General features: G+C 67.7%; 20 protein-coding genes and 2 tRNA genes. 11 read left to right on the top strand and 11 right to left on the bottom strand.

The window, feature by feature from the left end; translation table 11 throughout:
* Positions 1–3 precede the first annotated feature (3 nt).
* Positions 4–477, bottom strand: coding sequence for a thioredoxin-dependent thiol peroxidase (gene bcp, locus QRN63_RS05510; protein WP_267319359.1), 474 nt, complete (start codon positions 475–477; stop codon positions 4–6).
* A gap of 91 nt (positions 478–568) precedes the next feature.
* On the opposite strand from bcp, the gene QRN63_RS05515 reads away from it, so the two are divergent.
* Complete coding sequence (locus QRN63_RS05515) at positions 569–793, top strand: DUF3618 domain-containing protein (RefSeq protein ID WP_020102269.1); 225 nt, start codon at positions 569–571, stop codon at positions 791–793.
* 9 nt (positions 794–802) lie between these two features.
* Here the strand turns inward: QRN63_RS05515 and QRN63_RS05520 are convergent, their stop codons facing one another.
* Positions 803–967 carry a hypothetical protein gene (locus tag QRN63_RS05520; protein WP_285029868.1) on the bottom strand — a complete coding sequence of 55 codons (165 nt, stop codon included), beginning with the start codon at positions 965–967 and terminating at the stop codon, positions 803–805.
* 396 nt (positions 968–1,363) lie between these two features.
* Between QRN63_RS05520 and QRN63_RS05525 the strand changes: the two genes are divergently transcribed.
* A tRNA-Lys gene (locus QRN63_RS05525) sits at positions 1,364–1,436 on the top strand.
* Between the two features lie 127 nt (positions 1,437–1,563).
* Here QRN63_RS05525 and QRN63_RS05530 read toward each other — a convergent pair.
* Positions 1,564–2,364 carry an alpha/beta fold hydrolase gene (locus QRN63_RS05530; RefSeq protein ID WP_285029869.1) on the bottom strand — a complete coding sequence of 267 codons (801 nt, stop codon included), beginning with the start codon at positions 2,362–2,364 and terminating at the stop codon, positions 1,564–1,566.
* A 223-nt stretch (positions 2,365–2,587) separates the two neighbouring features.
* On the opposite strand from QRN63_RS05530, the gene QRN63_RS05535 reads away from it, so the two are divergent.
* On the top strand, positions 2,588–2,941 hold the full coding sequence (locus tag QRN63_RS05535; RefSeq protein ID WP_285029870.1) for a nuclear transport factor 2 family protein: 354 nt from the start codon (positions 2,588–2,590) through the stop codon (positions 2,939–2,941).
* A 2-nt stretch (positions 2,942–2,943) separates the two neighbouring features.
* Here QRN63_RS05535 and QRN63_RS05540 read toward each other — a convergent pair whose 3' ends face one another.
* The 3 genes from QRN63_RS05540 to orn form a co-directional block, all read right to left on the bottom strand.
* Complete coding sequence (locus tag QRN63_RS05540; protein ID WP_285029871.1) at positions 2,944–3,513, bottom strand: GNAT family N-acetyltransferase; 570 nt, start codon at positions 3,511–3,513, stop codon at positions 2,944–2,946.
* An 88-nt stretch (positions 3,514–3,601) separates the two neighbouring features.
* A tRNA-His gene (locus QRN63_RS05545) sits at positions 3,602–3,674 on the bottom strand.
* A 50-nt stretch (positions 3,675–3,724) separates the two neighbouring features.
* Entirely contained in the window at positions 3,725–4,354 is a 630-nt protein-coding gene (orn, locus tag QRN63_RS05550) for an oligoribonuclease (protein ID WP_267319349.1), read from the bottom strand.
* Positions 4,355–4,434: 80 nt separating this feature from the next.
* On the opposite strand from orn, the gene QRN63_RS05555 reads away from it, so the two are divergent.
* Positions 4,435–6,018, top strand: a complete 1,584-nt coding sequence (locus QRN63_RS05555) for a helicase HerA-like domain-containing protein (protein ID WP_267319348.1) — start codon at positions 4,435–4,437, stop codon at positions 6,016–6,018.
* Between the two features lie 20 nt (positions 6,019–6,038).
* Here QRN63_RS05555 and cmrA read toward each other — a convergent pair whose 3' ends face one another.
* Complete coding sequence (gene cmrA, locus QRN63_RS05560; RefSeq protein WP_285029873.1) at positions 6,039–6,845, bottom strand: mycolate reductase; 807 nt, start codon at positions 6,843–6,845, stop codon at positions 6,039–6,041.
* Between the two features lie 33 nt (positions 6,846–6,878).
* On the opposite strand from cmrA, the gene QRN63_RS05565 reads away from it, so the two are divergent.
* Positions 6,879–8,213: an MFS transporter gene (locus QRN63_RS05565; protein ID WP_285029875.1), complete on the top strand. Its 1,335-nt coding sequence runs from the start codon at positions 6,879–6,881 to the stop codon at positions 8,211–8,213.
* Here the strand turns inward: QRN63_RS05565 and QRN63_RS05570 are convergent.
* Together QRN63_RS05570 and QRN63_RS05575 are read right to left on the bottom strand one after the other, a co-directional pair.
* Entirely contained in the window at positions 8,210–8,872 is a 663-nt protein-coding gene (locus QRN63_RS05570) for an MmpS family transport accessory protein (RefSeq protein WP_267319345.1), read from the bottom strand. The genes QRN63_RS05565 and QRN63_RS05570 overlap by 4 nt on opposite strands.
* Before the next feature lie 67 nt (positions 8,873–8,939).
* A complete protein-coding gene (locus QRN63_RS05575) occupies positions 8,940–9,554 on the bottom strand; it encodes an SACE_7040 family transcriptional regulator (protein WP_267319344.1) in 615 nt (204 codons plus the stop codon).
* 92 nt (positions 9,555–9,646) lie between these two features.
* On the opposite strand from QRN63_RS05575, the gene QRN63_RS05580 reads away from it, so the two are divergent.
* Genes QRN63_RS05580 through QRN63_RS05600 form a run of 5 tightly spaced genes read left to right on the top strand, consistent with a single transcriptional unit; the run spans position 9,647 to position 15,638 of the window.
* Positions 9,647–11,209, top strand: coding sequence for a carboxyl transferase domain-containing protein (locus QRN63_RS05580; RefSeq protein ID WP_267319343.1), 1,563 nt, complete (start codon positions 9,647–9,649; stop codon positions 11,207–11,209).
* Between the two features lies 1 nt (position 11,210).
* The gene (locus tag QRN63_RS05585) at positions 11,211–13,190 is read left to right on the top strand and encodes an acetyl/propionyl/methylcrotonyl-CoA carboxylase subunit alpha (RefSeq protein WP_285029877.1); all 1,980 of its coding nucleotides are present in this window, start codon (positions 11,211–11,213) and stop codon (positions 13,188–13,190) included.
* Entirely contained in the window at positions 13,187–14,350 is a 1,164-nt protein-coding gene (locus QRN63_RS05590; protein ID WP_267319341.1) for an acyl-CoA dehydrogenase family protein, read from the top strand. Before QRN63_RS05585 ends, QRN63_RS05590 begins: the two co-directional genes overlap by 4 nt.
* Positions 14,347–14,835 (top strand): MaoC family dehydratase, encoded by a 489-nt coding sequence (locus QRN63_RS05595; protein ID WP_267319340.1) that lies wholly within the window; start codon positions 14,347–14,349, stop codon positions 14,833–14,835. Before QRN63_RS05590 ends, QRN63_RS05595 begins: the two co-directional genes overlap by 4 nt.
* Complete coding sequence (locus QRN63_RS05600) at positions 14,832–15,638, top strand: HpcH/HpaI aldolase/citrate lyase family protein (protein WP_285029878.1); 807 nt, start codon at positions 14,832–14,834, stop codon at positions 15,636–15,638. The genes QRN63_RS05595 and QRN63_RS05600 overlap by 4 nt, the downstream gene beginning before the upstream one ends.
* 6 nt (positions 15,639–15,644) lie before the next feature.
* Here QRN63_RS05600 and QRN63_RS05605 read toward each other — a convergent pair whose 3' ends face one another.
* Positions 15,645–16,322, bottom strand: a complete 678-nt coding sequence (locus tag QRN63_RS05605; protein WP_267319338.1) for a response regulator transcription factor — start codon at positions 16,320–16,322, stop codon at positions 15,645–15,647.
* Positions 16,297–18,537, bottom strand: a complete 2,241-nt coding sequence (locus QRN63_RS05610) for a sensor histidine kinase (RefSeq protein ID WP_285029879.1) — start codon at positions 18,535–18,537, stop codon at positions 16,297–16,299. The genes QRN63_RS05605 and QRN63_RS05610 overlap by 26 nt, the downstream gene beginning before the upstream one ends.
* Positions 18,538–19,011: 474 nt before the next feature.
* Between QRN63_RS05610 and pdhA the strand changes: the two genes are divergently transcribed.
* Positions 19,012–20,109 carry a pyruvate dehydrogenase (acetyl-transferring) E1 component subunit alpha gene (gene pdhA / locus QRN63_RS05615; RefSeq protein ID WP_285029880.1) on the top strand — a complete coding sequence of 366 codons (1,098 nt, stop codon included), beginning with the start codon at positions 19,012–19,014 and terminating at the stop codon, positions 20,107–20,109.

Raw genomic sequence — 20,109 nt, forward strand, 5'->3', positions numbered from 1 at the left:
GTGCTAGACCGACAGGTCCCGTCGCAACTTGGCCACGTGGCCCGTGGCCTTGACGTTGTACTGCGCGACCTCGATGTTGCCCTTCTCGTCCACCAGGAACGTCGAGCGGATGACGCCCTGCACGGTCTTGCCGTACATCGTCTTCTCGCCGAAGGCGCCGTAGGCGGTGAGCACCTTGCGGTCGGGGTCGGACAGCAGCGGGAACGTCAGGCCCTCGTTGTCGCGGAACTTGGCGAGCTTCTCGGGCTTGTCGGGCGAGATGCCGATGACGTCGAGCCCGGCCTCGTTGAGTTCGGCCAGGCTGTCGCGGAAATCGCAGGCCTGCTTGGTGCAGCCCGGCGTCGATGCGGCCGGGTAGAAGTAGACGATGACCTTGCGGCCCTTGTAGTCCGACAGCTTCACGGTGTTGCCGTCGGCGTCGGGCAGGCTGAATGCGGGGGCTTTGGCGCCCACTTCGAGTCGCGGGGTCGGTGCCACCGGGAGGTCCCTTCTGTCGGCCAAGCGTTGCTGTTACAGCAAGCTGCTCTAGGGTAGAGCGCCAAGGAGCAACCCGAGCTGGAGGGCTGAAGTGGCTGACCGGAATCCTGACGAGATCAAGCAGGAAATCGATCGTGCACGCGATCAGTTGGCGTTGACGGTTGACGCCCTCGCGGAGCGGGCAAACCCCCAGCGGCTGGCTGACGACGCGAAGGCCAAGGCCATCGCGATCGCCTCCAAGCCGGCGGTCATCGCAACGTTCGCCGGACTCGGCGTGGTGGTCCTGGTGGTGGTTATCCGCAAGATCCGCGGGTAGTCCGACTTTCTAGTTCCCGCGACGCGGTGTCAGCCAGCCTGGCAGCCAGCTGCGCGGAGGATTCGCGACCCGGCCCAGTCGGGTGCAGTTATGGACGATGACCAGGGCGTCGTCGGCTGCTGTTGCAACGTCGGCGCTCGGCGCTGCGTAGTTCGCAACGGCGATCGGTGCCATCAGCTAACTCCCTTCGGTCGTCGTCACCTACATTTCTACACCATCATACGCGGTTTCAGCTAACTTTGTTTTCGCGCCGGTTGTTGCAAAATTGCAGGTCCATCAGATTTTCGCCGATCGACAGACGTCAGCCGCTATTGACGATTGCGTCGCTATACACCATGGGGTAGGTCGGTAGCGGCAACGGCGGCATGGCGAATCAGCCGACACGCGTGGCGATTTCGGGCCGGCGTGGCCGAAAGCGATGTCGGGATGTGATGTTGGCGACAGCTCGGGTTCGATCGGGGACGGCCGAGCTTGTCGCCGGCGTGTTCATACCCTCGGTCGCGGTGTCCTAAACGGCGCTGACCATACGATTTCACCCTGCAGCCATCGGGCTGTTAATGTCTCTCTCGCGCGCCGTTAGCTCAGTTGGTAGAGCAGCTGACTCTTAATCAGCGGGTCCGGGGTTCGAAACCCTGACGGCGCACTTCAGAGCGAAAGCCCCCTCCTTCGGGAGGGGGCTTTCGTCGCATATTCACAGTTGTTGCGCGGTCGGTCAGGTCGCCGCAGCGGACTGAACCGGGCCTTGTTGCCCTCGTCCACGCGGCGGGGTCCTACACGGCGGCCAGGAAGTGCTGAATCGTCTCAGCGACTCGTGCCGGCACCGCTGAGGTAGCGAAGTGCGATTGGTCGGACCAGATCACTCGTTGTGCGTGCGGGAGTTCGGACGCCAACAGGTCCATGCCTTCCGGGAGTGGCGACCAGCTCTGCCCGCCCTGCAGCAACAGCACCGGTACCTCGATACGCCCCCAACGCCCCATGTCCACCGTGTCGCGGGCCATCGCCTCCAGGTCGCCGGCCGCGGCAATCGTGGCCGGGACGGTGACTGCGGGATCGTCGGGTGGTGGAGCGGCGGCCAACACCTCAGCGGGGACGCGCGCGACGTCGCGGGCAAAAAGAGTCAGCGCGTCTGCGAATCGCCCTGCCGCACACAGACTGTGATAGCGGTCGAGCACAGGCAGCAGGTGCGGGCCCGACAGCAGAAGCGGCGGCTCGAACAACGTCAGGGACGCGATGCGCTCGGTGCTGCCCAACGCGGCATGAAGTGCGACCGTCGATCCATATGACCCACCGACGACGTGCGCCCGCTCTCCCGCGCCGTCGGTGACGGCGGTGACGATGGCGTGAAGGTCGGAAGCTTCGGCGGTGAACGTGTTGGGCGAGGGGCCGCGGGTGCTGGGTGTGTGGTTACGGCGGGCATATCGCACGATCCGATGACCGGTTAGCCGTGTGCCGATCTCGGCCCACGATTGCAGGCTGCCGTTCGATCCGTGGACGAAAACCACGGGTACGCCTGCCCCGGACGTATCCACTCCGAGATGGACGCCATCAGATGTAGTGATCGTCGCCGCCATACGACAAGTGTCGCGCAGGCCCATTTGCCCGGCGGGGGTAGTCGCGATGGCCGCCGCCGGCGAGGTCGCTCGTGATTGCCGATCCGGTGCAGGGCTTTGAACGCCATGTGCGTGGTCTGGTGAAAACTCAAGCGGCAGAACATCATTACCTGCTACGTAATCGACTTGCCCCGTTTCGGCGGCCAAGCTTTGAGCTGACCACCCCGACACGAAAGAGGTCAGCATGAACGACATCGTCACCGCCTACCTGAAGACGTGGAACGCCACCGACCCCGTTGAACGTAAGGCTCTGCTCGGCGACCACTGGACACCCGAGGCGTCCTACACCGATCCGATGGCCGACGTCACGGGGCACGACGCCATCGCCGCGGTGATCGGCGCGGTCCACACCCAATTCCCCGGATTCGTCTTCACGCTCGTCAGCGGCCCGGACAGCCACCACAACCAGGCCCGCTTCCAGTGGGGCCTGGGGCCGGCGGGGGAGCAGCCGCCGATCGTCGGATTCGACGTGCTGGCCACGGACGCCGACGGTCGCATCCGGTCGGTGCACGGCTTCCTGGACCAGGTGCCGGGCTGAACCTAGACCTCGGCGGCTAGGAACGTGGCCAGCTGAGCGGTCGCCAGCGCTTGTTCGGCGTCGTATTGCTCGAACGTCGCCACGACGGTGAACCCGAGGCGCTCAGCCAGTCGCAGCGAGGCGCGGTTGGCGGTCTGGGTGATGATCACGACAGGTTGGTCGCCCAGCTCGCCGGCCGCGTATCGCAGCAACAGCCGCGTGGCTTCACCCGCATAGCCCCGGCCCCACGCGCGCGGCCGAAAGACGTAGCTCAGCTCGAGCTCGTCGCCACCGGGTTCCAAGTGACCGGGAACGTCGTTGCGACGGCGACTCAGCGTCACCGTCCCCAGCATGTCGTCGGAATCCGCGGCCGCCGCGATGTAGCAGCCGGGAGCTTCCAATAACGTTGCCGCGCCGACCCCTTCGAGCACAGCGCGTACTTCGTCGACGGGCCGCGGGCCGCCCAGGTACCGGCGCACCCGTTCGTCGGTCTCCGTTTCGATCAGGCCCTTGGCGTCATCGTCACGCGCCTTGCGAAGACGGACGCGAGGCCCTTCGAGACAGGACGCTCGCAATTCACTCGCATCACCCACGCCCACCACTGTGCCAGTGGCGCGGTAACGGCCCGGAAAACAGACATCGCCTCACCCGCTAGCGCAGGTGAGGCGATGTCTACCTCGGGGTGGCTGACGGGACTCGAACCCGCGACACCCAGGATCACAACCTGGTGCTCTACCAGCTGAACTACAGCCACCATTGCTGCTCTGAAGGAGCAGCGTCGTAGATACTAACCGTTCCGGCTCGCTACGCCGAATCCGTCACCGCCGCGTCGTCCGTCGGCGGGCCGAGCTCGCCGGCGACGGCCGCGATTTCGCTGGTAGACGGGCCGGGCGCGGGCACGAACGCGGTGCCGCGGTAGTACTTCAACTCGCGGATGGATTCGTGGATGTCGGCCAGTGCGCGGTGCGCGAGCCCCTTGTCCGGCTGCCCGTAATAGATTCGCGGGTACCAGCGGCGGCACAGCTCCTTGATCGAGCTGACGTCGATCATCCGGTAGTGCAGGAAGTCGTCGAGGCGCGGCATGTCGCGGGCGATGAAGCCGCGGTCGGTCGCGATCGAATTACCGGCCAGGGGTGCGGTTTTCGCCTGCCCGATGTGGCTGCGGATGTAATCCAGCACCATCTGCTCGGCCTCTTCGAGGGTGACCGTGGAGGTCCGCACCTCCTCGATCAGGCCCGAGCGGGTGTGCATCTTCATCACCACATCCGCCATCCCGTCGAGTGCGGCGTCGTCGGTGTGGATCACCACATCGACACCCTCGCCGAGCACGTTCAGGTCGCTGTCAGTGACCAATGCCGCGATCTCGATGAGCCGGTCGGACTTGAGATCCAGCCCCGTCATCTCGCAGTCGATCCATACCAGTTCGTCACGCACGGTGTTCCAGACTATTCCCAGGCGTTCAACGGGGTGTCCATACCCGGCCACCAGCGACCTGACGAAGTAGGGTCAGGCGCATGACGACTGACTCGAGTGCCTCCCCCGCGCAGCAGATCGCCGCTGGTTACAACGTTACCGGCCAGGCGCTGAACCTCGGCGCTGTGCTCGTCGACGGCACCGTCGATCCGACCGCTCAGGTCAAGATTCCGCTCGCCACCATCAACCGGCACGGCCTGATCGCCGGCGCGACCGGTACCGGCAAGACCAAGACGCTGCAGGTCATCGCCGAGCAGTTGTCGACGGCCGGCGTGCCGGTCGTGATGGCCGACGTCAAGGGCGACCTGTCGGGGCTCGCGCAGCCCGGCGCGGCCAACGACAAGACCGCCCAGCGTGCGAAAGACACCGGCGACGACTGGACGCCGACCGCGTTCCCCGTCGAGTTCCTGTCGCTGGGGACGACGGGCGTGGGCGTCCCGGTGCGCGCCACCGTCACCAGCTTCGGGCCCATCCTGTTGTCGAAGGTGTTGGGGCTCAACCAGACTCAGGAGTCGACGCTCGGCCTGATCTTCCACTGGGCAGACCAGAAGGGTCTGCTTCTCGATGACCTGAAGGATCTGCGCGGCGTCATCCAGTTCCTCACCAGTGACGACGGCAAAGAGGAACTGAAGGCGCTCGGTGCGGTCTCGCCGGCCACCGCGGGCGTGATCCTGCGCGCGCTGATCAATCTCGAGGCCGAGGGCGGAGACACGTTCTTCGGATTGCCCGAGCTCAAGCCCGAGGACCTGATGCGTCTGGACCCGCAGGGCCGCGGCATCATCACGCTGCTGGAGCTGGGCAGCCAGGCCGCCCGTCCGGTGTTGTTCTCGACGTTCCTCATGTGGGTGCTGGCGGACCTTTTCACCACGCTGCCCGAGATCGGTGACGCGGACAAGCCGAAGCTGGTCTTCTTCTTCGACGAGGCGCACCTGCTGTTCGCCGACGCGTCGAAGGCGTTCCTGGACCAGGTCGAGCAGACCGTCAAGCTGATCCGCTCCAAGGGCGTCGGTGTCTTCTTCTGCACGCAGCTGCCGACCGACGTTCCCAACGACGTGCTCAGCCAGCTGGGTGCGCGCGTTCAGCACGCGATCCGCGCCTTCACTCCCGATGACCAGAAGGCCCTGACCAAGACGGTCCGGACGTACCCGAAGTCGACCGTCTACGACCTGGAGTCGGCGCTCACGTCGCTCGGGATCGGCGAGGCCGTCGTCACGGTGTTGTCGGAGGTGGGTGCGCCGACCCCGGTGGCGTGGACCCGGCTGCGCGCGCCGCGGTCGCTCATGGGCACCATCGGGCCCGACGCCATTGCTGCCGCTGCCAAGGCCAGCCCGTTGCAGGCGACCTACGGGCCGACCGTCGACCGCGACTCGGCCTACGAGCGGCTGTCTTCGCAGCCGGCTCCGGCCGGTGCGCCGCCGGCGGCCCCCGACGCGGCGCCCGCTCCGGCTCCGGCTGAAGAACCCGACCTCACCGCCTCCGGCCGCGTCGAGGTGGAGGCTGAAGGGCCCGGCATGGTGTCCGAGGTGCTGCAGAGCACGGCGTTCAAGAGCTTCCTGCGTTCGGCGGCGACCGTGGCCGGCCGCGAGATCACCCGCAGCCTGTTCGGTACGACCCGCCGGCGGTAGGTCGGTTCAGCCGACCAGTCCTACGACCCGCCGAGCTTCTTGTAGATCGCGCCGACGATGGGCGCGACGACCGCGCGCGGGCCATAGCCGGTGGCGGCCGACATGGCCTTGGAGGTGAGGCCCGGGACGACGCGCATCTTGTTGTGCTCCAGACCGTCCAGCGAAATCCGGGCGGTGTATTCGGTGTCGATCCAGAGGAAGTCGGGGATCAGTCGCTCGACCAGGGACTGCTCGGACGGGTCGGGCAGCTCGGTCCGCACTGGCCCGGGTGCCAACACCGTGACGTTGATGCCGTGCGGCTTGAGCTCACCGCGCAGCGACTCACTGAAGGTGTTGGCGAACGCCTTTGACGCGGCGTAGGTGGCGTTGTTCGGGATCGGCGAATTGCCTGCCACCGATCCGGAGATCAGGATGCCGCCAGCCTTCCGCGCGATCATCCCGGGCAGGACGGCCAGCACCAAGTCGTGCACGCCCTGCACGTTGAGCTGCACCTGGGCTTTCTCGCCCTCGGCGGGCAGGTCAGCGATCGAGCCGAACGTCGCGGTGCCGGCATTGGCACACAGGATGGAAATGTTGCGCTGCGCCAGCTCCTCGCAGAGTTTGTCGCGGTCGGCGGGATCGGCCAGGTCGCAGGCCCGGACCTCGACGGTGACGCCATGGCGGTCGGTGATGCGCTGGGCGACCTCGGCCAGCACGTCGCCGCGGCGGGCCGTGATGATCAGGTGGTGGCCGCGGGCGGCGAGTTCGGTGGCCAGCGCTTCACCGATGTTCTGAGAGGCGCCGGTGACGACGGCGCGGGCGTCGGGACTGGGAGCGGGTACAGGCATGGGTGCAATCGTAGGGACCAATAGAGTGGCGGCATGAGCGAGGCTTGCCGAGCGAATCGACGGGCCCCGAGCAGCCCCGTGCCGGGTATCCCGCCCGTCGAACGGGGTCGCGTCGCCGCGTGGGCACTGTGGGACAGCGGCGCCACGGGCGTCAACGCCGTCGTGGCGACATTCGGTTTCAACATCTACCTGATCTCGGAGGTCGGCAAAGGGCTCCCCGGCCCGACCACGCCGGAGAGCTGGCTGGGGCGCGCGGTGCTGGTGGCAGGCATCGCGGTGGCGTTGTTGGCCCCGGTGACGGGCGTGATGGTCGATGCGGCCTATCGGCGGCGCAGGGCGCTGGCCGCGCTGACCGGCGCCGTGGTGGTGCTGACGGCGTCGATGACTTTCATCAAGCCCGACTACCACTACCTGTGGATCGGCCTGGCGTTGTTGGCCGCCACCGCGGCCTGCATGGATCTCGCAACCGTCCCGTACAACGCGATGCTGCGTCAGTTGTCGACGCCGACGACCTCGGGCCGCATCTCCGGATTCGGCTTGGCGGCAGGGTTTTTCGGCAGCGTCGTGCTGCTGCTCCTGGTCTTTGTGGGGCTCAAGTCCGGCAGCGGCGACACCCTCGGCCTCCTGGGCGTGCCGAACTCGGACGGCAAACCGGATCGATACGCGGTCCTGGCGGCCGCGGCGTGGTTCGTCATCTTCGCCCTGCCGTTGCTGCTGACGGTGAAGTCGCCGCCGCACGACGGCACCCCGGCCGTCGGATTCTTCGGCGCCTACCGCAGGTTGTGGACGGAGGTCGTCGGCGAGTGGCGCCGTGACCGCAACGTCGTCTACTACCTGCTCTCCAGCGCCGTCTTCCGCGACGGCCTGACGGGAATCTCGATCTTCGGCCCGGTGGTGGGGGTCAGCGTCTACGGGCTGGCGCCGACGAGCGTGCCGCTGTTCGGGGCCGGGGCGTTCACCATCGCGGCACTGGGCGCGGCGTTCGGCGGAATGCTCGACGACCGGATCGGCTCCAAGCGCGTCATCGTGGGCTCGCTGACCGCGATGGTCGCCGTGGGCATCACGCTGATGTTCCTGTCCGGCCCGCTGGCCTTCTGGATCTGCGGCTTGACGCTGTGCCTGTTCGTCGGGCCCACACAGTCGGCGTCACGGAACCTGATGCTCCGCATCTCCGCGGACGGCAAGGAGGGCGTGGCCTTCGGGCTCTATACGACCACGGGCCGGGCGGCGCACGTCCTGTCGCCGTGGTTGTTCTCGATGTTCATCGACATCTTCGCGACGACGCGCGCGGGCCTGGGCGGCCTGTGCACCGTTCTGGCGCTCGGGCTGGTCGGAATGCTGCTGGTGAAGGTGCCGGCCCGGCGTTAGTGCCCGTGTCCGCGGCCGCGTTTGCCGGACTGCCGGCACACCGTGAGGCCGGCGCCTTCGCGCTGTTGAATCTGGGTGCCGTCGACCGAGATGGTGCAGGCGATGCCGCGTCCGGCGTTGACGATGCTGACGCTGGCCGAGCGGGCCGCCGGCCGGTTCAGCTGAACTTCCTTGGTCCACGGCAGCGGCACGTTGAACTCTGTTTGGAGGACTCCACCGGTGTCGACGTAGGTGATGCTCACCGCGCGGCCGTTGCCGATCACGGCGTACAGCACGGCCTCGGTGTCACCGCCCTCGTCGTCGGGTGGCGCAGCCGCGGCGGGTGGGCCAACGGATTCGCTGGGCTCGGAGCTTTCGGGCGTCGTGGTGGTCGTCACAGTCGTCGACGACGACATCGGATCCTGCGACGGGACCGGCAGTGGCGGCGGTGCAACCAGCGTCTGTTGTTCGGAACTGTTGACGATGACCAGCGCGATCACCGAGCAGAGCGCGAGGATCGCCACCGCGCCGGCCAGCGGGAACAGCCATCTGTTGCGGCGGACCTTCGGCGGCGCGGTGACACCGTAGGGATCGGTGAAGGCGTCGGTCTGGTAGCCGGCCGTCGGCATGGCCGGGAGTTTCTTGGTGGCGTCCAGCCCGTCGTCGCGCGATCCGGTCATGCCCACCTCATGTTTGCAGGGTACCTGCGGCGCGCGACGGACCTCGGTGACGTTGCGGCGGGTGGGGTCAGCGGTGCGGGGCCAGTGCCGCGACGGTCATGGCGCGCAGCACGGCCCGCGAGGATTCCTCCTGCTTGCGGGCGCCACCCGCGGTGACACTGTGGGGCGTCGAGTTCATGAGTCCGAACGCGGCGTGCGCCATGGTGCGGGCGTCGGTTTCGCTGCGGGACGGGTCGAGCCGGCGCAGCACGTCCACCCAGATTTCGACGTACTGGCGCTGCGAGCGGCGCACCTGCCGTTTGGCGGCGTCGGGAAGGTTGTTCAGGTCGCGGTCCTGAATCCGGATCAGGTCGGATTCGCCCAGCGCGAAATCGAGGTGGAACTCGATGAGGCCATCGAGTGCTTCGGCGGGGTCGTCGGTGCCGGCCACCACGGCGCGTCCCCCCGCGTGCAGCCGGGCGCTGACGCTGACCAGCAGCTCGACCAGGAGTGCTTCTTTGTTGGGGAAGTGCCGGTAGATCGCGGGCCCGCTGATGCCGGCCGCGGAACCGATGTCCTCGAGGCGGACGGCCAGGAAGCCACGTTCGGCGATGAGTCGTTCGGCGGCCGCGACGAGCTGGCCGCGCCGGTCGGATTTGGCTCGGCTGCGCCGTGTTTCGGCGTCTGAGGCTGATGCCGTCATCGCCACCTCCAACCCGGTCTGGACAACTCAGTTAATGAAGACTAACATCGAGTTCGGTTATTCGCCATTAACTCAAGTGAAATGGAGCGACGATGGCGTCCAGCGTTTCCCAACGGGTATCGCATCGCGAGCAGCACCTGGAGTTGGTGGCCGAACTCAAGGACAAATTGGCCACCGCAGCGCTGGGTGGATCGGAGCGCTCTCGCGAGCGCCACGTCGGGCGGGGCAAGTTGCTGCCGCGCGACCGGGTCAACGGACTCCTCGACCCCGGCAGCCCGTTCCTGGAGATCGCGCCGCTGGCCGCCAATGGCATGTACGACGACGAATGCCCGGGCGCCGGGATGATCGCCGGCATCGGCCGGGTATCGGGCCGCGAGTGCATGATCGTCGCCAACGACGCGACGGTGAAGGGCGGCACGTACTACCCGATCACGGTCAAGAAGCACCTGCGGGCGCAGGAGATCGCCAGCCAGAACCAGCTGCCGTGTGTGTATCTGGTCGACTCCGGCGGCGCGTTCCTGCCCCGCCAGGACGAGGTGTTCCCCGACCGTGAACACTTCGGCCGCATCTTCTTCAATCAGGCCAACATGTCGGCGCGGGGTATCCCGCAGATCGCCGCGGTGCTCGGCTCCTGCACCGCCGGTGGCGCCTACGTCCCCGCGATGAGCGACGAGGCCGTCATCGTCCGCAACCAGGGGACCATCTTCCTGGGCGGCCCGCCCCTGGTGAAAGCCGCTACCGGAGAGGTGGTTTCGGCCGAGGACCTCGGCGGCGGTGACCTCCACTCCAAGATCTCCGGCGTCACCGACCACCTGGCACACGACGACCGTGACGCGCTGCGCATCGTCCGCCGCATCGCTTCGACGTTCGGGCCGCGCGCGCAGGCGCCGTGGGACGTCGCCCCGACGGTGGACGCGGTATGCGACCAGAGCGAGCTCTACGACGTCGTGCCGATCGACTCCAAGGTGCCGTATGACGTGCACGAGGTGATCACCCGCATCGTCGATGGCGGCGAATTCACCGAATTCAAGGCCGAATACGGCACCACGCTGGTGACGGGCTTCGCGCGCATCCACGGCCACCCCGTGGGCATCATCGCCAACAACGGCGTGCTGTTCGGCGAATCCGCCCAGAAGGGTGCGCATTTCATCGAACTGTGCGACAAGCGGTCGGTGCCGCTGCTGTTCCTGCAGAACATCTCGGGCTTCATGGTGGGCCGCGACTACGAGGCCGGCGGCATCGCCAAGCACGGCGCCAAGATGGTCACCGCGGTCGCGTGCGCCCGGGTGCCGAAGCTGACCGTCGTCATCGGCGGCTCCTACGGCGCGGGCAACTACTCGATGTGCGGCCGCGCGTATTCACCGCGCTTCCTGTGGATGTGGCCCAACGCCCGCATCTCGGTGATGGGCGGTGAGCAGGCCGCTTCGGTGCTGGCCACCGTGCGCGGCGACCTGACGCCGGAGGAGGAAGAGGCCATCAAGGCCCCGATCCGCCAGCAGTACGAAGACCAGGGCAACCCGTACTACTCGACGGCCCGGCTCTGGGACGACGGCGTCATCGACCCGGCGGACACCAGAACCGTGGTGGGACTAGCTCTTTCAGTTGTCGCGCAGGCTCCGCTCGAGCCTGTGTCCTACGGCGTGTTCAGGATGTGAGATGAAGACTTTCGATACGGTCCTGGTCGCCAACCGCGGCGAGATCGCGGTCCGCGTCATCCGGACGTTGCGAGCCATGGGGATTCGCTCGGTCGCGGTGTTCAGCGACGCCGACGCCGGCGCCCGGCATGTGCTCGAGGCCGACGTCGCGGTGAACATCGGCCCGGCTCCGGCGCGGCAGAGCTACCTCAGCATCGAGGCCATCGTCGACGCAGCTCGGCGCACCGGTGCGCAGGCCGTGCACCCGGGCTACGGATTCCTCTCGGAGAACGCCGAATTCGCCGCCGCGCTGCACGACGCGGGCATCGTCTTCATCGGTCCGCCGGCCAAGGCCATCGGCACCATGGGCGACAAGATCACCGCCAAGGCGGCGGTGTCGGCGTTCGGCGTGCCGGTGGTTCCCGGCATCTCACGTCCCGGCCTGACCGACGACGAGCTCATCACCGGCGCTCCCGAAGTGGGCTTCCCGGTACTGGTGAAGCCGTCCGCCGGTGGTGGCGGCAAGGGCATGCGCGTGGTGCATTCGGCCGCCGAGCTGCCCGCCGCGCTGGCCTCGGCCCGTCGCGAGGCCGCCTCGGCTTTCGGCGACGACACCCTGTTCCTGGAACGATTCGTGTTGAACCCCAGGCACATCGAGGTCCAGGTCGTCGCCGACAGCCACGGCAACGTCGTGCATCTCGGCGAACGCGAATGCAGCCTGCAGCGCCGGCACCAGAAGGTCATCGAAGAGGCCCCGTCGCCCGTGCTGGACGACGCGACCCGGGCGCGGATCGGCGCGGCCGCATGTGACACCGCCCGCAGCGTCGACTACCGCGGCGCGGGCACCGTCGAGTTCATCGTCTCCGCCGACCGGCCCGACGAGTTCTTCTTCATGGAGATGAACACCCGCCTGCAGGTCGAACACCCCGTCACGGAGCTGGTCACCGGCATCGACCTCGTCGAACTGCAGGTGCGGGTAGCGGCCGGTGAGGTGCTGCCCATGGCCCAGGACGACATCACGATGACCGGCCATGCCATCGAGGCCCGCGTGTACGCCGAAGACCCGGCGCACGACTTCCTGCCCACCGGCGGCACCGTGCTGGCGCTGGCCGAGCCCGCCGATGCGCGGGTGGATTCCGGCATCCGGGCCGGTTCGGTGATCGGTAGTGACTACGACCCGATGCTGTCGAAAATCATTGCGTACGGGCCGGATCGGGAGTCGGCACGGCGTGGCCTCGACCGGGCGCTGGCCGACACCGCCGTCCTGGGTGTCGGGACCAACATCGATTTCCTGCGGTTCCTGCTGGCCGACGAAGACGTCATCGCCGGGCGTCTCGACACCGGTCTCCTGGACCGTCGCACGGGCGACTACGTCGCGGCGCAAGCCGGCGACGAGGAGTTCATCGCGGCGGCCGCGTACCGCTGGCTGCACAGCTGGGCGGATGCCGGTGAGCTGTGGGCCACCCCGACGGGCTGGCGGGTGGGGGAGCACGCACCGACCACCATCCGGCTGCGCGCCGGCGACCGGACCGATCACGTGCACCTCACCGGTACGCCCGCTGCTGCCACGGCACGCATCGAGGACGGCGAACCACGCCGTGTGACAGCGTCGTTGGACGCTGACCGGCTGATCGTCACGGTCGACGGCCTGCGCACCGAGTACCTCACCGCCGTCGAGGACCACCGGCTGTGGCTGGCCGGTGCCGGCCGCACCACCGTCGTCGAGGACGTGCGGGAGGCGCCGGTCCGCGCCGACGACGAACACAGCGGCGACGCCGAGATCGTCAGCCCGATGCCCGGATCCGTTGTCGCCGTGGGGATCGAGGACGGTGCGACGGTCAGTGCCGGTGACGTCGTGGTCACCGTCGAGGCCATGAAGATGGAACACGCGTTGTCGTCGCCGGTCGACGGCACCGTGGAACTGCTTGTCGCCGTGGGCGATCAGGTCAAAGTGGGCCAGCCGCTGGCCCGGATTACCGCTGCAACCGAGGAGACCGAATGAGCGACTTTATTTCCACCGGCACCCTGCCCGACCACTACGCCCAACTGGCCAAGACGGTCCGGGACTTCGCGCAGACCGTCGTGGCGCCGGTGGCGGCCCAGCACGACAAGGACCACACCTTCCCGTACGAGGTCATCGACGGCATGGCCGACATGGGCCTGTTCGGCCTGCCCTTCCCCGAGGAGTACGGCGGTATGGGCGGCGACTACTTCGCCCTGTGCCTGGCCCTGGAAGAACTCGGCAAGGTGGACCAGAGTGTCGCCATCACGCTGGAGGCGGGCGTCGGCCTGGGCGCCATGCCGGTGTACCGCTTCGGCACCGAGGCACAGAAGCAGGAATGGCTGCCGCAACTGGCGAGTGGAAAGGCGTTGGGCGCCTTCGGTTTGACCGAGGCCGGAGGTGGCAGTGATGCCGGTGCCACCAAGACCACCGCGAAATTGGATGGGTCAACTTGGGTTATTAATGGCTCCAAGCAGTTCATCACCAACTCCGGCACCGACATCACCAAGCTCGTGACCGTCACGGCCGTGACCGGCGAACTGCCCGGCGGGCACAAGGAGATTTCGGCGATCCTGGTTCCGGTCCCGACGCCGGGCTTCACCGCCGAACCCGCCTACGACAAGGTCGGCTGGAACGCCTCGGACACCCATCCGCTGAGCTTCGACGACGTGCGGGTACCGGCCGAGAACCTGCTCGGTGACCGCGGCCGCGGCTACGCCAACTTCCTGCGCATCCTCGACGAGGGCCGCATCGCCATCGCCGCACTGTCGGTGGGTGTGGCGCAGGGCTGCGTCGACGAGTGCGTGAAGTACTCGAAGGAGCGAGAGGCGTTCGGCCGCAAGATCGGTGGCTACCAGGCCATCGCCTTCAAGATCGCCCGGATGGAAGCCCGCGCCCACGTCGCCCGCACGGCGTACTACGACGCCGCCGCGCTGATGCTGGCGGGCAAGCCCTTCAAGAAGGCGGCCTGCATCGCCAAGATGATCGCCAGCGAGGCCGCGATGGACAACGCCCGCGACGCCACCCAGGTGTTCGGCGGCTACGGCTTCATGAACGAGTACCCGGTGGCCCGGCACTACCGCGATTCGAAGATCCTCGAAATCGGCGAGGGCACAACGGAAGTTCAGCTGATGCTGATCGCGCGTGAGGCCGGGCTGTGACCGGGAAGAAGGTCATCGAGCAGCGCGGGCTCTGGTACGAGGAGTTCCAGCCGGGCGTGATCTACCAGCACCGGCCCGGCCGCACCATCACCGAGGCCGACAACGTGCTGTTCACCACGCTGACCATGAACACCCAGGCACTGCACCTGGACGCCGCGTTCTCCGACGCGCTGCCGCCCTTCCATGCGCGGCTGGTGAATTCGATGTTCACGTTGTCGACAATCGTTGGCCTGTCGGTGGCCCAGCTGACGCAGGGCACGATCGTCGGGAACCTCGGTTTCTCCGACATCGCCTTCCCCAGGCCGCTTTTCCACGGTGACACGCTGTACGCGGAGTCCGAGGTGATCGAGAAGCGCGAATCCAAGAGCCGCCCGGGCGAGGGCATCGTCACGTTCGCCCACACCGGTCGCAATCAGCACGGCGACATCGTCGCCACGGCGACGCGCAAGACGATGGTGCGCAAGCGTCCGGCGGGAGAGGCATGAGTCTGAACGCACCCGGACCCGGCTGGCTGTTCTGCCCGGCCGACCGCCCCGAACGGTTCGAAAAGGCCGCCGCCGCAGCCGATGTGGTGATCCTCGATCTGGAAGACGGCTGCGCCGCGAAGGACCGGCCGGCCGCGCGCCAGGCGCTGATCGACACCCCGCTGGACCCGGCGCGCACGGTCGTGCGGCTGAACCCGTCGGACACCGCCGATCACCCGCTGGACCTGGAGGCGCTGGCCCGCACCCCGTACACCACGGTGATGCTCGCCAAAACCGAATCAGCCGAACAGGTTCGGGCGCTGGCACCGCTCGATGTGGTGGTGCTGGTTGAGACCCCGCTCGGTGCGCTGGCCGTCACCGAGACCGCCCGGGTCGACAACACCTACGCCGTCATGTGGGGTGCCGAGGACCTGTTCGCAGCGACCGGAGGCACCGCCAACCGCGGGCCCGACGGCACGTACCGCGACGTCGCCAAGCACGTGCGGTCGCAGTCGTTGTTGGCGGCCAAGGCTTTCGGCAAGCTCGCGCTCGACTCGGTCTATCTGGACATCAAGAACCTGGACGGCCTGCGCGCCGAGGTCGACGATGCGGTGGCCGTCGGATTCGACGCCAAGGTGGCCATCCACCCGACGCAGGTTGCGGTCATCCGGGACGGCTATGCGCCGACCGAGAAGGAAATCGCCTGGGCGCGTGCGGTGCTCGATGCCGCGACCCGCGAGCGCGGCGTGTTCCAGTACGACGGCCTGATGGTGGACATGCCGGTGCTCCGCCGGGCCGAGCGCATCGTCGCCCTGGCCCCGTAGCGGCAGCTAGAGGTCCTCGACGCTCAGGATGCCGTCTTGCACGGCGCGGGCGACGAGTTGGGCCTTGGTGGCTGCCGGCCGCCCCGCGGCGGCGTACTTGGCGCGGACGCGTTGCAGGTGGGTCCGGACGGTGGTCGGTGCAAGGTGCAGGCGCTTGGCGACGATGTCCTTGCTCTCGGTCTGGAACCAGGCCTTGAGCACTTCGCGTTCGCGCTGGGTGAGCCCGGGCCGGCCCGAGTCGGTGTCCGAGCAGATGGCCGCGGCCATCCGGGGACCGACGTACGGCTCATGGGTGCTGGCCGCGCGGATGGCCTCGATGAGGTGGCCCTGCCCTTCGCTCTTGGCCAGGTAGGTGACCACGCCGATGGCCAGGCACCGCAGGATGACCTCCGCGTTCTCCAGGTGCGAGTAGACGATCACCGCGTGTCCCGCGTCCACGATGGCGGCGACCGCGTCGAAATCGGGCTGGCGACTGCGCAGTTCGAGGTCCAGGATGACCGCGGCCAACTGCCCGTCGGCCGTGGGATGGACGGCCAGGAACGATTCGGCGTCGAGGTGGTCGGATGCGACGCGGATGGGTGGGTCCGCCTGCGCGCACCACGCCGAGACGCCGGTGTGGATGACGTCGTGGTCATCGACAACGGCGATGGCCAGGGGCTCAGGTGGGTTGGCCGGCGCGGACATGTTCGGTCGATCTTTCTGGAAGTCGGTGGCGCACGGTGATCCACACCGTGTCATCGAGGGTGGTCAGGTCGAATTCATCTTCGTCGTCGACGCTGGATTTCGTCGGCAAATCGGCGTGGCGCCCGCGGTGACACATGACGCTGAGTTCGACCGCGGCCGTTTCCGCGGTGACAGTGATGCGGGCCGGTGAGGCGGCGGCGAGTAGAACCTGGTCGACGAGCCGGGCCAGCCGCCGTGCGGTGGGCACATCCATGGCCGGCAACGCGCCCTGGACATCGACGGAAACGGCGATGCCGCGATTCTGGGCCGCATCGACGCGTGGGCGCAACTCGCGAAGCAGCACGTGCTCGAAGCTGGACGACTGGTCGAAAAGGGTACGCAGCCGCTGGTATTCGAGTTGTGCTCGACGCCGCGTCTCGGCGTCGACCGGTTCTCCGTCGGCGAGGCTGGTCAACAGCGGCTGGATGGTGGCGGCGAGGTCCGCATAGCGGCGGGTGTATTCCTCCTGCACGGCGTCGGCGATCTGTGCTGCGGCAGTCAGGCGCATGTGACTTTCGGTCTCGGCGGACGTGGCTGCCGCAGACCGCCGGATCACGTCAGCCACCACCAGGGCGCAGAGTTGGGCGACAAGGACACTCGCGGTGTCGTAGCCGAGATCGACGATGGTGTGGGCCGCCGGATCCCGAATGATCGCGTAGACGGCGGGGACGACCCAGCACCACGCCAGGACGCCGACCGCATATCTGAGCCGCACACTGAGCAGCAGCGGTAGGACACACCAGCCGATGGCGCCTTCGGCCCACTGCAGCTGGGGGTCGAGGTCCTTGATCGGCATCGAGATCGACTGCACCAGAGCAACAATGACGAGTGTCACGATGCCGAAACGTGCCCGCGGAAAGGTCCGGCCCATCACTCGGGGGATCGCGGACAGCGTCGCCGCCGTCGTCACGACGATGAGGGCCCATTGCAGGTGCGGATACGCCGCGACACGCAGCGAGGCGGGAACGGTCACCAGCAGGTTCACCAGCCCATAGGCAACCAGTGCCAGCCCGTATCCCTTGTGCGCCCGCTCGATGAGCCGCTCCGGGTCGGATGCCGCAGCGGGTCCTCCCGATGTCACCGTGGGCCAGCGTAATTCGACCGTGGTGCCCTGCCCGGGCTGCGTGACAATTTCCGCCATGCCGCCGAGCTGCTGCATGCGGGCGACGATCGAGTCGGCGATGCCGTGTCCCCGTGTCGGCCGGGTGAGGTCGAATCCGTGTCCATCGTCGGTGATCTGGATCCGTCCGGGATGCACGGTGATGGTGACGGCGGTGGCGCCGGAGTGCCGGTCGACGTTGGTGAGGGCTTCGCGTGCGGCGGCCGCGACGGTCGCCGCCATCGCACCGTCCAGCCACATCGCGGTGACGCCGGCATAGTTCACGGGCGTCGTGGTGTGGCTGGCGTGATCACGCAGGGCGGCAACGAGATCGGCCGGTGGCGCGGGGCTGCGGGACGCCTCGGTGAACACGCGAAGGTCGCGCCGCGCCTGGGCGGCGACGCGGTCGGGCGACAAGGCGGCGCCGGTGCCCACCATCAGCAGGGTGGAGGCGACGGTGTCGTGTAGCAGTCGCATCTGCTCGCGGTCGTAATCGCGCACGGCGGCGGTGACTTTCTGGCGGAGCTCGACGGCGAGCCGCTCGGCGCGGGCCACATCGACTTTTTCGGCCACGCGCACGGTCAGCATGCGGATCAGCGTCGACGCCACCCACAGCAAAGCGAAGTAGTAGCCGTTGACCATCTGTGCGGCATCGCGCAGGCCTCCGACGGGCGATGCTCCCACCGCGAGAGCACCGACGACTCCCGCCGTCATCGCCAGGTTGAGCCATGGCTCGAACACCGTGAAACTCGCGATGGCGGTGCCGGCGATCGCGAGCGCCGCGCATGTCGGCGGACAGATCGTGTCGCCAGACATCAGGGCTGGAAGCACCACACATGCGACGGCGGTCAAGAGGTAGTCCACCGCGACGACACGCGGTGCCACGGAGCGAGTCTGCAGTCGGTAGAGCGACCAGGCGCCGGCCAGGGCGGCGAAAACGGTGGAGCTCACCCGCGGAGCCGAGCCGAGCACGACGGCGTACACAACAAGAGCCCCGCCATGGCGCATGATCAGGCTGATGACCGTGGCGTGCTGTAGGAAGTTGCGGCGTGCGGCGCCGGCGACGGTGTCAACCATGGTGCGACTGACTGCGCGTGACGTCAGGGACCGGGCGCAGCTGACACGCGGGTGGCGTCGGTGCCGGCTCGGTTCGGACGTCTCATCGGAACTCTCCGTTCTGACGCTGCTGGTTTGCTGTTGGGACGGTTGTAGCACGCGTTACCGACGAATCTCCGGTCGAATGGCGTCTCACCGGGGTTTGCGGAAGTGAATTCATACGTTCGGGCTACAAGTTGGCCGTATTGCCGGAGCCACACGGACCGGTCCGACACGTCGCCAGTCTGTTACCTGCGATAACCGCGGCCAGATGGCCTGCGGGCGCATAATGGCGGTGATGCCCCAGCACTGCGGCGAGCAGAGCGGATCATCCGACTGATGCCACACCCCGGCATCGGCCGGCGAACCTCACCACCTGAGGTTTGCCCTGGTCGCCACCGCGCTGAGCTTCTCGCGGACTGACGGCCGAACATGCCGTCACCGAAAGGAGGCGGTATGGCTGACCTGTCGGTCCCCGGCCTGAACAACCGGGTGGACCTTGAACCCGTGCAACTCATCGCGCCCGACGGCGCGCCCACCTCCGACGAGCGGTATCGCCGCGACCTGCCGCCCGAGACGCTGGGCTGGCTGTACGAGGAGATGGTCGTCACCCGCGACCTCGACGTCGAATTCGTCAATCTGCAGCGCCAGGGTGAACTCGCATTGTTCGCCTCGTGCCGCGGTCAGGAAGCCGCGCAGGTGGGCGCGGCGGCCTGCCTGCGCAAGACCGACTGGCTGTTTCCGCAGTACCGGGAACTCGGCGCCCTGCTGGTCCGCGGCGTCACGCCCGCCCAGATCAGCGCGGTGTGGCGAGGCCGCTGGCACGGGGGCCTGGGCTTCACCGAGAAACACTGTGCGCCGATCTCGATCGATATCGGGTCGCACGGCCTGCACGCGGTCGGTGCCGCGATGGCCGCCCAACGGCTCGGGGAGGACTCGGTGACCGTCGCGTTCGTCGGCGACGGCGGCACCTCCGAAGGCGACATGCATGAAGCGCTCAACTTCGCGGCCGTCACATCGGCGCCGTGCGTGTTCTTCATACAGAACAATCAGTGGGCCATCTCGGTGCCGGTGCGCCATCAGCAGGCGGGACCGTCGATCGCACACCGCGCCATCGGCTACGGCATGCCCGGCATCCGGGTCGACGGCAACGACGTGCTGGCCTGCTATGCGGTGGTGTCCGAGGCGGCGCAGCGCGCCCGCGGGGGCGACGGGCCGACGCTCATCGAGGCCGTCACCTACCGGATGGGGCCGCACACCACCTCGGACGACCCGACCCGCTACCGCGACCCCGATGAGCTGAAGCACTGGGAGGCACGCGATCCCATCACGCGCTACCGGGCGTACCTGGAGCGCGTCGGGGTGTGGACACCCCGACTGCAGCAGCACGTCGAGAACCGCTCCCGTCGGCTCCGCACCGAACTGCGCGAGGCGGTTCTGACGGCGCCGGACTTCGACGTCGCGGACATGTTCGACAACGTCTACGCCGACATCACACCCGAACTGGCCCGGCAGCGCGACGCGTTGCTTGCCGAATTGGATTGGGAGGGTTGA

The organism is Mycolicibacterium sp. lyk4-40-TYG-92 (assembly GCF_030209435.1).
GTDB lineage: Bacteria > Actinomycetota > Actinomycetes > Mycobacteriales > Mycobacteriaceae > Mycobacterium.